This is a genomic window from Paraburkholderia fungorum, assembly GCF_902833645.1.
GTDB classification, from domain to species: Bacteria; Pseudomonadota; Gammaproteobacteria; order Burkholderiales; family Burkholderiaceae; genus Paraburkholderia; species Paraburkholderia fungorum.
The window spans coordinates 196,777-208,865 of sequence record NZ_CADFGE010000001.1 but is presented as its reverse complement, the minus strand read 5'-3'; the positions used below and the strand labels follow the sequence as shown (position 1 = coordinate 208,865).

The 12,089-nt window shown below is 59.3% G+C and carries 10 protein-coding genes; 8 read left to right on the top strand and 2 right to left on the bottom strand.

What is annotated here, in order from left to right:
• The first annotated feature begins 49 nt into the window (after positions 1 to 49).
• The 6 genes from HWX91_RS00890 (at position 50) to HWX91_RS00865 (ending at position 6,926) form a co-directional block, all read left to right on the top strand.
• The gene (locus HWX91_RS00890; protein WP_028196093.1) at positions 50 to 1,156 is read left to right on the top strand and encodes an ABC transporter ATP-binding protein; all 1,107 of its coding nucleotides are present in this window, start codon (positions 50 to 52) and stop codon (positions 1,154 to 1,156) included.
• A 116-nt stretch (positions 1,157 to 1,272) separates the two neighbouring features.
• Positions 1,273 to 2,322 carry an ABC transporter substrate-binding protein gene (locus tag HWX91_RS00885; RefSeq protein ID WP_028196094.1) on the top strand — a complete coding sequence of 350 codons (1,050 nt, stop codon included), beginning with the start codon at positions 1,273 to 1,275 and terminating at the stop codon, positions 2,320 to 2,322.
• Positions 2,323 to 2,502: 180 nt separating this feature from the next.
• Positions 2,503 to 3,771: an ABC transporter permease gene (locus HWX91_RS00880; protein WP_028196095.1), complete on the top strand. Its 1,269-nt coding sequence runs from the start codon at positions 2,503 to 2,505 to the stop codon at positions 3,769 to 3,771.
• A gap of 24 nt (positions 3,772 to 3,795) precedes the next feature.
• Positions 3,796 to 4,635, top strand: coding sequence for an ABC transporter permease (locus HWX91_RS00875; protein ID WP_028196096.1), 840 nt, complete (start codon positions 3,796 to 3,798; stop codon positions 4,633 to 4,635).
• A gap of 593 nt (positions 4,636 to 5,228) precedes the next feature.
• A complete protein-coding gene (locus HWX91_RS00870) occupies positions 5,229 to 6,296 on the top strand; it encodes an OmpA family protein (RefSeq protein ID WP_028196097.1) in 1,068 nt (355 codons plus the stop codon).
• 6 nt (positions 6,297 to 6,302) lie between these two features.
• A complete protein-coding gene (locus tag HWX91_RS00865; RefSeq protein WP_028196098.1) occupies positions 6,303 to 6,926 on the top strand; it encodes a response regulator transcription factor in 624 nt (207 codons plus the stop codon).
• A 101-nt stretch (positions 6,927 to 7,027) separates the two neighbouring features.
• On the opposite strand, the gene HWX91_RS00860 is transcribed toward HWX91_RS00865, so the two are convergent.
• Positions 7,028 to 7,240 (bottom strand): hypothetical protein, encoded by a 213-nt coding sequence (locus HWX91_RS00860; protein WP_127837976.1) that lies wholly within the window; start codon positions 7,238 to 7,240, stop codon positions 7,028 to 7,030.
• A gap of 31 nt (positions 7,241 to 7,271) precedes the next feature.
• Between HWX91_RS00860 and HWX91_RS00855 the strand changes: the two genes are divergently transcribed.
• Entirely contained in the window at positions 7,272 to 8,294 is a 1,023-nt protein-coding gene (locus HWX91_RS00855; RefSeq protein ID WP_127837975.1) for a hypothetical protein, read from the top strand.
• On the top strand, positions 8,291 to 9,223 hold the full coding sequence (locus HWX91_RS00850; protein WP_028196100.1) for a hypothetical protein: 933 nt from the start codon (positions 8,291 to 8,293) through the stop codon (positions 9,221 to 9,223). The genes HWX91_RS00855 and HWX91_RS00850 overlap by 4 nt, the downstream gene beginning before the upstream one ends.
• A gap of 113 nt (positions 9,224 to 9,336) precedes the next feature.
• Here HWX91_RS00850 and acnA read toward each other — a convergent pair whose 3' ends face one another.
• Positions 9,337 to 12,054 carry an aconitate hydratase AcnA gene (gene acnA, locus HWX91_RS00845; protein ID WP_028196101.1) on the bottom strand — a complete coding sequence of 906 codons (2,718 nt, stop codon included), beginning with the start codon at positions 12,052 to 12,054 and terminating at the stop codon, positions 9,337 to 9,339.
• Positions 12,055 to 12,089: the final 35 nt, after the last annotated feature.

Below are 12,089 nucleotides of genomic sequence, written 5' to 3'. Positions count from 1 at the left end.
ACCTCTGTTTGCAGAGGGAGTCAGCCGGACCGTAGAGGAGACTGAAGCGATGAAAACCGATGACGTGATCGTCAGCTTTCGAGGGGTGCGCAAGACGTACGACGGCGAAACGCTGGTCGTCAAGCAACTCGATCTGGATATCTATCAAGGCGAATTTCTGACGCTGCTCGGACCGTCGGGATCAGGGAAAACCACATGTTTGATGATGCTGGCGGGCTTTGAATTTCCCACCGGCGGCGAGATCTGGCTCGATGGCACGCTGCTCAATACCGTGCCGCCGCATAAGCGCAACATCGGCATGGTGTTTCAGAACTACGCGCTGTTTCCGCATTTGACGGTCGAGCAGAACGTTGCGTATCCGCTTACCGTGCGCAAGCTATCCGCGGAAGAGCGGGCCCATCGCACGAATAACGCGTTGAAGATGGTGCGCATGGAGAGCTTCGCGAAGCGCTATCCGGCGCAGCTTTCCGGCGGCCAGCAGCAGCGTATCGCGTTGGCGCGGGCGCTCGTGTTCGAGCCGAAGCTCGTGCTGATGGACGAGCCGCTCGGTGCACTCGACAAACAATTGCGCGAACACATGCAGTACGAACTTAAATCACTGCACGAGAAGCTTGGCGTGACTTTTGTGTACGTCACACACGATCAGGGCGAAGCGCTGACCATGTCGGACCGCGTTGCCGTGTTCGACAAGGGCATCGTGCAGCAACTCGACACCGTGGACCGTTTGTACGAATCACCGTGCAACGAGTTCGTTGCGAACTTCATTGGCGACAGCAACAAGCTGCGCGGCACGATCGCGAACGTCGACGGCGAGTACTGCGAGTTTCACCTGATCGACGGCACGCGGCTCACGGGTCGCAATATCGGCGGCGCGCGGGCGGGCACGCCGGCGGTCGCGTGCATCCGGCCCGAGCGTATGAAACTCGCCAACATGGCGAATGGTGCATCGCGGCACGGCGCCAACGCGCTCAACGGCGAAGCACGCGGGTTGATCTATTTCGGCGACCACGTGCGCATGCGCTGTGGCCTCCCGGAGCAGGACGAGTGCTTCGTCAAGGTGCCGCTCGGTACCGACGCACTCGACACCTTCTCGCCTGGCGCACCGGTCGCGCTGGAGTTCGCGCCCGAGCATCTGCGGGTGTTCGCAGGGGCGTGAGGCGCGTTCGAGACGTTAGCCGCTCCACGCAGGAAAGAAGTAATCCACGCAGGCAGTACATAACAAGTCGCACTCTAAATAGCTTGAAGCACACCATCAAAGGAGAGCAACACACCATGAGCAAGATCGGGAAATCGCGCTGCGCCATCGCTGTCGGTGCTGTGGCGCTTGCGTTGGGCGCTGCGCAAGTCAATGCAGCCGAACTGACGGTCGTCAATTTTGGCGGCGCGAATGGCGACGCGCAAAAGGTCGCCTTCAACCAGCCGTTCGAAACGCAAACCGGCAACAAGGTGACCGCCGTCGAGTACAACGGCGAGCAGGCCAAAGTGAAGGCGATGGTCGAAGCGAAGCACGTGAATTGGGATGTGGTGGAAGTCGAATCGGGCGACATCGGCCGTGGCTGTGACGAAGGGCTGTACGAGAAACTCGACTGGTCGAAGATCGGCAAGAAGTCGGATCTGATTCCGGAAGCGCCGCAAACTTGCGGTGTGGGTTTCTTCGTGTGGTCGACGGCGCTGGCCTATAACGCCGACAAACTCAAAACCGCACCGACCGGCTGGGCCGATTTCTGGGACGTGAAGAAATTCCCGGGCAAGCGCGCAATGCGCAAGGGCGCGCGTTACAACCTCGAATTCGCACTGATGGCCGACGGCGTAGCGCCGAAGGACGTCTACAAGGTGCTCGCCACCAAGGAAGGCCAGGACCGTGCGTTCAAGAAGCTCGACGAACTGAAGCCGAATATCCAATGGTGGGAAGCGGGCGCCCAGCCGCCGCAATTCCTGGTTGCGGGCGACGTGGTGATGTCCACCGCTTACAACGGCCGGATCGACGCCGCGCAGCGGGAAGGCAAGAACCTGAAAGTGGTGTGGAACGGCAGCATTTACGACCTCGACTACTGGGCAATTCCGAAGGGCACGCCGAATAAGGCGCTGGCGGAGAAGTACATCGCCTATTCGATTTCGTCGAAGCCGCAGCAGGATTATGCGCACAACATTGCGTACGGTCCGGTGAATGTGGCGGCCATCAAGGCGCTCGATCCGAAGACGCTCTCCAATCTGCCGAACTCGCCGGCCAACGGCAAGAATGCCGTGCTGCAGAACCTCGCGTTCTGGACCGACCATGGCGATGAACTGGAGCAACGTTTTGCGTCGTGGGCCTCGAAGTAATTAGCCGGGTGCAGGAAGGCGCGGTTTTTCTACGGTGAAGCCGCGCCGTATTGATGCGATGAAGCGCAAACGCAGGTCTTCGCGATGTGCGCGAACGGGCGGATCGACTTGCGATGCGTGAGATTGGAGTAGTCGCCAAAGCGTCAACTCCGATCGACTTAGGAGACGGGTGTGACTACGATGACGATCGCCGCCGATTCAACGCCTGAGTCGAGTGTTCGGCTCAAGCGAGAACTGAAAGCAGCGGAAGCGAAGAAGCGCGCGATGGCGCTGTTGTTGATTGCACCGCTGGCTATTTTTTTACTGCTGATTTTCGTCGTGCCAATTGGCGCGCTGCTTACGCGCGCCGCACAGAATCCGGAAGTGGTGAGCGCCTTACCGCATACGCTGAATGCGTTGAGTGGCTGGGATCGCAAGACGCTGCCGCCCGATGCCGCGTATGCGGCATTGGCCGCGGACCTGACCACGGTTGCCGATGGCGACGGCATGGGTGCGCTGGCACGTCGGCTGAACGTCGAAATTCCGGGCTACCGTTCTTTGGTCGCGAAATCGGCACGCGCGATGCCGTTTGCCGACGATAACAGCAAGCCGTTGAACCTCACGCCTGCTCAGACCCACGCGAAGTTCGTCGAACTTGACGAGCGCTGGAACGATATTACTTACTGGCAAGCGATCGCAAAGAACTCAGGCGCCTATTCGCCGTTTTATCTACTGGCTTCGTTGGACCACAAACAGGACGCATTCGGCCATATCATTCCGACCGACCCCGATCAGCAGATCTATCTCGCCGTATTCAGCCGTACGTTTGTGATCGGTGCAGCTGTGACGTTTTTCGCGCTGCTGCTCGGCTATCCGCTCGCTTACTGGATCTCCACGCTTTCCGAGCGTCGCGCGAATCTGGTGATGATTCTCGTGTTGATTCCGTTCTGGACGTCGATTCTCGTGCGCGTTGCCGCTTGGATTGTGATTCTGCAAAGCGAAGGTTTGGTGAACAAGGCGCTGATGGCCACCGGGCTACTGCATGACCCGTTAACGTTACTGTTCAATCGCACGGGCGTGTACATCTCGATGACGCACATTCTGCTGCCTTTTATGATTCTGCCGCTGTACAGCGTGATGAAGTCGATCCCGCCGACGTATCAGCGTGCCGCGATCTCCCTCGGCAGCCATCCGTTTGCCGCATTCTGGCGCGTGTACGTGCCGCAGACCTATCCGGGCATCGGCGCCGGCGCACTGCTCGTGTTCATTCTCGCGATCGGTTACTACATCACGCCGGCGCTGCTCGGCGGTCCGGGCGACCAGATGGTCAGCTACTACGTCGCTTACTTCACCAACGTGACGATCAACTGGGGCATGGCGTGTGCGCTCGGCGGCTTGCTGCTTGCCGCGACGCTCGTGTTGTATGTCATTTATCGGCGCTTTACGCGTTCGTCACTGAGCCTTGGCTGATTGCCTGAACGGAGCTGATTCGCGATGAAACTTGCCAAGCCCTTGTTCGCACCGCACACCTCGTTGGTGGAACGTGTGTGGTATTTCGCGCTGCGTGCGCTTGCCGTGCTGACCCTGCTGTATCTGATCTTGCCGGTGCTGGCGATCGTGCCCTTGTCGTTTTCGTCGAGCACGTTTCTGGTGTATCCGATTCCGGGCTGGTCGCTGCGCTGGTATCAGAACCTGATCGCGTCCGATGAATGGCGCATGGCGGCAAAGAACAGCTTTATCGTTGCGCCGTCCGCGACGGTCGTCGCAACCGTACTCGGCACGCTGGCCGCTATCGGACTGACGAAAGCCAACTTCCGCGGCAAGGCGCTGCTCATGGCGATTCTGATCTCGCCGATGATCGTGCCGGTGGTGGTGGTTGGCGTGGGCATGTATCTGTTCTTCGCACCGCTGGGACTGGCGAATACGTATATCGGCTTGATTCTCGCGCATGCTTCTCTGGGCGTGCCGTTTGTCGTGACCACGGTAGCGGCGACGTTGCAGGGCTTTAACTACAACCTGGTGCGTGCGAGTTTGTCGTTGGGCGCGAATCCGGTGAAGACGTTCTTCCGCATCACATTGCCGGTGATTGCGCCGGGAGTGATTTCGGGTGCGCTGTTTGCGTTTGCGACTTCGTTCGATGAGGTGGTTGTGACGCTATTCCTGGCTGGCGCGGATCAAACGACCCTGCCGCGGCAGATGTTCACGGGTATTCGTGAAAACATCAGTCCGACGATCGCGGCATTGGCGACGATTTTGATCGTGTTCTCCACTTGTTTGCTGTTGGCGTTGGAGTGGTTGCGTGGGAGAAATGCGGCGCGGGCTGTCAGGGCTTGAGCACAGAGCCAGCTGAGAATTTATCGACAAACACAGTAGAAAAATCTAACCACTATCGGGCCGATTGAACGTGGTCGTTGAGAATCCTCACTTCACTCGAACGGGCAGCAGCACATACCATGTGCGCCCAAGTGGATGTGCGAGCGCGCGTACGTTTAGGCCGCCGGTCGGCGGTGGATGAGTGCGCCGGTTCCCACACCGGCATTCCGAACGTCTTAGCGATATAAAGCGGCTCCCTTTCGCGGCTGTCAACGACAGCTTGTGCATATTTCATCGACCTTGTTTTGCATGCCGATTGCACACCGCATTTGCAGCCGAGCGTGCCGAACCGGTCGTCAGCCTTCGCTCTGTCGAACGCGTCCCTTCTCGGCGCGAATCCCATCTCCCATAGTCCAAAATCGCATTCACAGCCGCCTTAAAGGGTAAAAGCCGTTGTATCAAGCACGCACTCAGAAAATCGTCAACGCGGTGCGATTTCTCATTGACCGGCGACCTGTCCGACAGAACTCCAGGACTTTTCTCATTCCATACGCATCTTCGTGTCTCTAAGCTCGACTTTTCTCAAGTAAACGTGGGCGACACGTAAGGGCACTATGAAATTTCACACAACAATGCTTGCTTGTGCGCTGGTTCTGTCCGGCTGCGCGAGCCAAGCGGAACGTGACCGACTGGGCATCGCAGATCCCACGGTCATGAAGACGGGTATCGGTGCGACGCAAGATCTTGCGGCAGGCGCTGCAACCCCGCAATGGGTCGGCACTTACGCGCCGATCAAGAATCGAGGTGCTGTGTTGGAAGGTCTACAGAGCCGGCTCGACAAACTAGCCACCGACAAGAAAGGCTATTTCCAGGCAAAGGCCCAATGCTGGGTCGATGCCGGACAGCAGGCGTTGCGTGAGCACGATCAGTGGGGATTCGTCGAAGAGGCAATTGGCCAGGCCGCCACAATCACCATCGGTCTCGAACGGGGTACAGCGCTTTCCGCAGCTAACCCGGAGCTGCGTACCGTATCGACGGTGCGGCCGGATTTGTGGAACATTGTCAACGTGATCAAGGCCGACCCGGCTATCGCCAATTGTCCTGAAGCACAACAACCGCTCGCTTGCGCCGAAGTCGAACTGATTCGCGCCGGCCACTATGCATGGACGCGCAACTTCCAGGCCGCTGAGAAGGTCCTGCCGGGCGTTCAGAGCACACTGCAGAAATCGGCCCAAACAGCGCTTCAATGCGCACAACGGAAACCTGCCGCGCCGGCAGTGCCGCAAAAAATCACGCTGCGAGCGGATTCTATGTTCCGTTTTGATCGCGGCGACGAAGCGGGCATGCTGCCCGGCGGGAAGACGCAACTCGACACACTGGTGACCGGCTTGCAGCGGACTAGCAATATCGAGAAGCTGAATATCAGCGGCTACACGGATCGGCTTGGCAGCGATGCCTATAACCAGAAGCTTTCGCTTCAACGTGCTCAGACCGTTCAGGATTATCTGCGCAAGCACGGCGTGTCGTTACCGATGTTGGCACAAGGACGCGGTAAGGCAAATCCGGTTGTGCAATGCGAGCAAAAGAATCGCGACGAACTGGTGCAATGCATGGCGCCGAACCGGCGTGTCGAGATTGAGTTGGTGCGCGGCGCGGCACTGAACACGGTTGTTGTGGAGTAAATTCGAATGACTACAATTCTTATCGTCGACGATCATCCGGCCTTCCGGCTGGTGATCAAAACACATCTTACGCAGTTGCTCGGCGTCACCGATGTGATCGAGGCCGAAAACGGCCAGACTGCGGTCGAAATGGCCAGACTTCATACGCCTGATCTGGCCATTCTCGATCTGGACATTCCCCGCATCAACGGGCTGGACGTTATCTCCCGTCTGAAACTGACCTCCCCGCAGATTCGCATACTAGTTCTGTCCGGTCACGATCAGGCGACTTTCGCACCGCGTGCGTTGCGCGTGGGTGCGCAAGGTTACGTCTGCAAGTCGCAGGAAATGCGCGCCATCATGCGTGGTGTAGAGGCCGTGCTCGCGGGTTACACGGTATTCCCTGTGATGTCCGAAAGCGCTGATAAGGGTGTGGCCAATGACGAAGACAGGCTCGCGCGCCTATCCGACAAGGAGCTCGCTATTCTTCAAATGCTCGCCAAGGGGATGTCCAACAAAGCCATCGGTGACGCACTGTTCATCAGCGACAAAACCGTCAGCACATATAAAAGCCGTTTGCAGGAAAAGCTAGGTGTCTCGTCGCTTGCCGGTTTGATCGAATTCGCGTCGCTAAACAAGCTGATCGACTGAGTTGTCGTGAGTATGAACACCATGAACCAGTCCGGTTCCCCATGGAGCGAGCACGGCCGTACGCGGCAGATTTCGCGCGCCCGCCGCCTGAATTCGATTCGCTACGCTACCTTTGCAGGTGGTCTGCTGGCGTTCACGCTGTTGTGGGCCGTATCGACGCGCGTCAGCGCAATGCCGGTTAGTGTCGCGCCCATCGAAACAGGCATATTCCGATTGCCGAGCGTGTTCACGTCGATATCGCACATCTGGTTGATACTGGTGCTCGCGATGATGATCGAGAGCGTCGCGCTGGTGGATCTGTTTCGCTCGCGCACGGCGCAATCGCGCACAAAGAGGCAATGGCCATTGCTCGCTGCCGGGAGCAAGTCGGAGAATCTATTCAGTACGGCGGAAGCGCGGGAACAACCTGCGAGCAACTTTGATTCCACATGTGCGGCTTCCCGGACGTTGATCCTTGACGAGAGCGTGAGTGATCCCCGCGCGGTCATCCACCATGCGGTTGCGCAATTCTCTCAAACAGTCACACCAAACGGGTGTCATCCAAGCATCAGCGTCGACGATTCCGTTGCCCCGCGTATCTTGGCTGATGGCGCGCGTCTGGGCCAGATCGTGTTCCATCTGTTGAGTTGGGTCGCGCGGTGGACAGAGCACGCACGGATTGTGGTTGCCGTGCGCGCAGACTCGCTGAACAGCGGCGCACAACGAATTTTCATTAGCGTTGGAGGTATTGACGCAAACGCGTATCGGATTGCCGAGGCACGGGTTGATTCATTATCCTCAGTGCCGGCAGTTCGGTCCGAGACGGATAAGGAAACCGATCCTGACCTCGCTCGATGCGGACTGCTGGCACAGCGCATGCGCGGCGAATTGAGATTCACAAACAAGGCGGACCGCGAGGTCTACGTCACGTTCAGCGCGCCGTTCACAATCGAACATCGGCATATCGCAGCGGAGCCGTCGTTACCGGGCGCTCAACCGCAACAGCCCGCCGATGTTGCGCGCGAGGAAGATCTGATGGATCCCTCCGTTGAGCCATTCGATGCTCACTATCTCCACGCTCTTGCAGAAGAAGGCATCGATCTGCCGACGTTTCTAAGGGGTTGGCGCGCCTCGATGAAAGACGATGTACAACGCGTGCGCACCATGCTCAAGCAGACCGATGCGGATGGTGTGCATGCCGCGCTGCACAGATTGAGCGGCGCTGTAGGTCTGGTCGGGGCGCACAGCCTGATGGCCGCGTTGCGAAGCGCGTATGTTGCCGGTGCGCTAGCTGAACCGGCCGCGATCGAACAGCTAGCGCTACGCGCCGAAGCATTGATGAATCAATTTGACGAAGCGGCCGATTCGCATTGGAGCACCTTGCGATGAATCGACCGTTAGCTTTGATCGAAGGCGATCTCGCCGTTCCGCTACCCCTTCCGTTCGACAAGCTGCCGCCGCCGTTTGGCGGCGGTCGTTTGCGAGTGGTGCCAAAGCCGGAGCAACATTCAGGTCCGTCTTCGCAAGCCGTGAAGTCGACACAAGCTGTGCCGCCGAAAATGGGCAGACGCTTTCCGCCCGGCGCCAAGATATTGGTGTACAAGGCGCCGCCGCCGCGCGTGGACTCTGGACGTTTCGACGAAGCGCTGGCTGAAGCTAAGCGCTATCAGGAAATGGATACGTTCCGCCCGAGGTCATCACGTTCGGATCACGTGTACAGCGCGTTGATCTTCGCGGGATGCAGTATTGCGCTTGCGTGGCTGGTCACGACTTGTTCGATGCAGGAGGCGCAGAAAGCGCAGATCGCGAGTGTGTTGCCGGCAACTCAACCGGCAGTCAGCACACCGGCCACGGCGCCGTCGCAACAACCTGTCGCGTCGGTCGTCGCAGATGTCCATACTGCCTCGCAGGACGCCGTTGTCGCGACAGCGGCGAACACAGATACGTTGCGAGTGGCGCCTGTCGGCAACGCCGTATTGCCTCAGGTCGTGCAGTCCGCGAAAGCGGCGAAAAAGGTAAAGACGGCGCGCTTCACCCAAGCCCAGTTGGCCGAGCGGCAAGCTTCGGCACGCGTTATCCGTTCGTCGACGCGGCCTTCCGTGTCGAGGCAACCGGAATGGACTGCGCCGGCGTTACGAGATGCTGACGAGACCGAACGGGCACAGTGGCTCAAATGGGCCAATCAGCAACCGCGCGTTCAAATCACCACGCGTGAGTCGTCGGTGCCAGCCGACACCAACTGGAAGGCCCACATGACCCAACGCCGCGTCACCGACAACCCAGATGCCTTTCAGCACGACGATCGTAGTAAGCAGTAAAAGCCCATAAAAAAAGCCCGACCAGAGGTCGGGCTTCTAAAGTCGGCTGCGCCCTCCACAGGACGCAGCCCCTGCAAAACAACTCGCAGTTACTACTTGCGTCAGCTAGTACCTTAAGCAGCCAGCAACGAACGCAGCACGAACGGCAGAATCCCGCCGTGCTTGTAGTAATCGACTTCGATCGGCGTGTCGATACGCAGCAGCACCGGCACACGCTTTTCCTTGCCGTCCTTGCCACGAATCACCAGCGTCACTTCCTGTTGCGGCTTGAAGTCAGCGCCCAGGCCTTCGATGTCGTACGTTTCTTCGCCGGTGATGCCGAGCGATTGCACGCTATCCGAGCCCTTGAACTGCAGCGGCAGGACGCCCATGCCGACCAGGTTCGAGCGGTGGATGCGCTCGAAGCTGCGTGCGACCACAGCCTTCACGCCCAGCAGTTGCGTGCCCTTCGCTGCCCAGTCGCGCGACGAGCCCGTGCCGTACTCTTCGCCCGCGAACACGATGGTCGGCGTGCCGGCGTCGATGTACTTCATCGCTGCGTCATAGATCGACAGTTGTTCGCCGCTCGGCTGGTGAATGGTCAGGCCGCCTTCGACGCGCGAACCGTCTGCCTTCGCCGGGATCATCAGGTTCTTGATCCGGACGTTGGCGAACGTGCCGCGCATCATCACGTCGTGGTTGCCGCGACGCGAGCCGTAGCTGTTGAAATCGGCTTTCTGCACGCCGTTTTCCTTCAGCCACTTGCCTGCCGGCGAGTCTTCCTTGATCGAGCCAGCCGGGCTGATGTGGTCGGTCGTGACCGAGTCACCGAAGATGCCCAGTGCGCGTGCGTTCTTGACCGCAGCGATGCTGTCGGCCGGCGTCATCGAGAAGTCCTTGCCGAAGAACGGCGGCTCAGCGATGTAGGTCGACTTCGGCCAGTCGTAGACTTGACCTTCTTCGCCTTCGATCTTGCTCCACAGGTCGCCCTTCTTGGTCAGCGACGAGTAGTTCTTGCGGAACGCATCGGCGTCCAGCGCAAACTTGAGCAGCGCATCGACTTCTTCGCTGGTCGGCCAGATGTCGCCCAGGTAGATGTCGCGGCCGCCCTTGCCCTTGCCGACCGGTTCGGTCATCAGGTCGCGCGTGATGTTGCCGGCGATCGCGTAAGCCACCACCAGCGGCGGCGAGGCCAGGAAGTTCGCGCGGATGTTCGGGTGAATACGCGCTTCGAAGTTACGGTTGCCCGACAGCACCGCAGCCGCGACGATGTCGTTCTTCGTGATCGCTTCGTTCAGTTCCGGCGTCAGATCGCCCGCGTTACCGATACAGGTCGTGCAACCGTAAGCGGCGAGCGTGAAGCCGAGCTTGTCGAGGTACTTCATCAAGTCGGTCTTCGTCAGGTATTCCGTGACGATGCGCGATCCCGGTGCCAGTGACGTCTTGATGTGCGGAGCGACCGTCAGGCCGGCTTCCACAGCCTTCTTTGCCAGCAAACCAGCAGCCAGCAGCACGCTCGGGTTCGACGTGTTCGTGCACGACGTGATCGCAGCGATCAGGATGTCGCCGTTCTTCACGTCGACGCCGTTGCTCGTCGTGTATTGCGCGTCGAGGTCTTCCGACTTCTTCGCAAAGCCGTTTTCCGCCACGGGCTTCGAGAACAGGTCGCTGAAGGTCGACTTCACGTGACCGATTTCGATGCGGTCTTGCGGGCGCTTCGGACCCGCCAGCGACGGCGTGACCGTGCCGAGATCCAGCGTGACGACCTTGGTGTAGTCGATCTGTCCAGCCTTCGGGATACCGAACAGCCCTTGCGCCTTGAAGTAGTTTTCGAAGGCGGAGATTTCCGCGTCGGTGCGGCCCGTGCCCTTGAAGTAGTCGATGGTTTTTTCGTCGACCGGGAAGAAGCCCATGGTTGCGCCGTATTCCGGCGCCATGTTGCCGATCGTCGCACGGTCCGGCAGCGACAGCGACTTCGTGCCTTCGCCGAAGAACTCGACGAACTTGCCGACAACCTTTTCCTTACGCAGCAGTTCGGTGACGGTCAGGACCAGGTCGGTTGCCGTCAGGCCTTCGCGCAGCTTGCCCTTCAGCTCGACGCCGACCACGTCCGGCGTCAGGAAGTACACCGGCTGGCCGAGCATGCCGGCTTCAGCTTCGATACCGCCCACGCCCCAGCCCACCACGCCGATACCGTTGATCATGGTCGTGTGGCTGTCGGTGCCGACCAGCGAATCCGGGTAGTACACGGTGTCCGCGCCTTCGGCCTTCTTGTGCACGCCGCGTGCTAGGTATTCGAGGTTCACCTGGTGAACGATACCGACGCCCGGCGGCACGACCTTGAACGTGTCGAACGCCTGCATGCCCCACTTCATGAACTGGTAGCGCTCGTTGTTGCGCTGGAATTCCAGTTTCATGTTCAGGTCGAGCGCGTTCTTTTCGCGGAAGTGATCGATCTGCACCGAGTGATCGACGACCAGATCGACCGGGACCAGCGGTTCGATCGACTTCGGATCCTTGCCCATGTGCTTCGCGACGCCACGCATTGCTGCGATGTCGGCGAGCAGCGGCACACCGGTAAAGTCTTGCAGCACGACGCGCGACACGACAAACGGGATTTCGTCGACGCGTGCTGCCGTCGGCTTCCAGTTCGCGAGTTGCTCGATGTGTTCTTCGGCGATCTTCTTGCCGTCGTAGTTACGCAGCACCGATTCCAGCACGATACGGATCGAAACCGGCAGGCGGTCGATCTTGATGTTCAGTGCCTTGCCGAGTTGCGGCAGGGAGTAGAACTTGCCTTTGCCGGAACCGCTGTCGAATTCCTTGAGCGTTTTGTGGAGGTTGTGGGCCATGGTGTTTTCCTTGGTTTGATCGCGGAACTACAGTA

Coding starts and splice junctions, on each gene's coding strand:
- HWX91_RS00890 (WP_028196093.1), top strand. CDS start 50: ATGAAAACCGATGACGTGATCGTCAGCTTTCGAGGGGTGCGCAAGACG.
- HWX91_RS00885 (WP_028196094.1), top strand. CDS start 1,273: ATGAGCAAGATCGGGAAATCGCGCTGCGCCATCGCTGTCGGTGCTGTG.
- HWX91_RS00880 (WP_028196095.1), top strand. CDS start 2,503: ATGACGATCGCCGCCGATTCAACGCCTGAGTCGAGTGTTCGGCTCAAG.
- HWX91_RS00875 (WP_028196096.1), top strand. CDS start 3,796: ATGAAACTTGCCAAGCCCTTGTTCGCACCGCACACCTCGTTGGTGGAA.
- HWX91_RS00870 (WP_028196097.1), top strand. CDS start 5,229: ATGAAATTTCACACAACAATGCTTGCTTGTGCGCTGGTTCTGTCCGGC.
- HWX91_RS00865 (WP_028196098.1), top strand. CDS start 6,303: ATGACTACAATTCTTATCGTCGACGATCATCCGGCCTTCCGGCTGGTG.
- HWX91_RS00850 (WP_028196100.1), top strand. CDS start 8,291: ATGAATCGACCGTTAGCTTTGATCGAAGGCGATCTCGCCGTTCCGCTA.
- acnA (WP_028196101.1), bottom strand. CDS start 12,054: ATGGCCCACAACCTCCACAAAACGCTCAAGGAATTCGACAGCGGTTCC.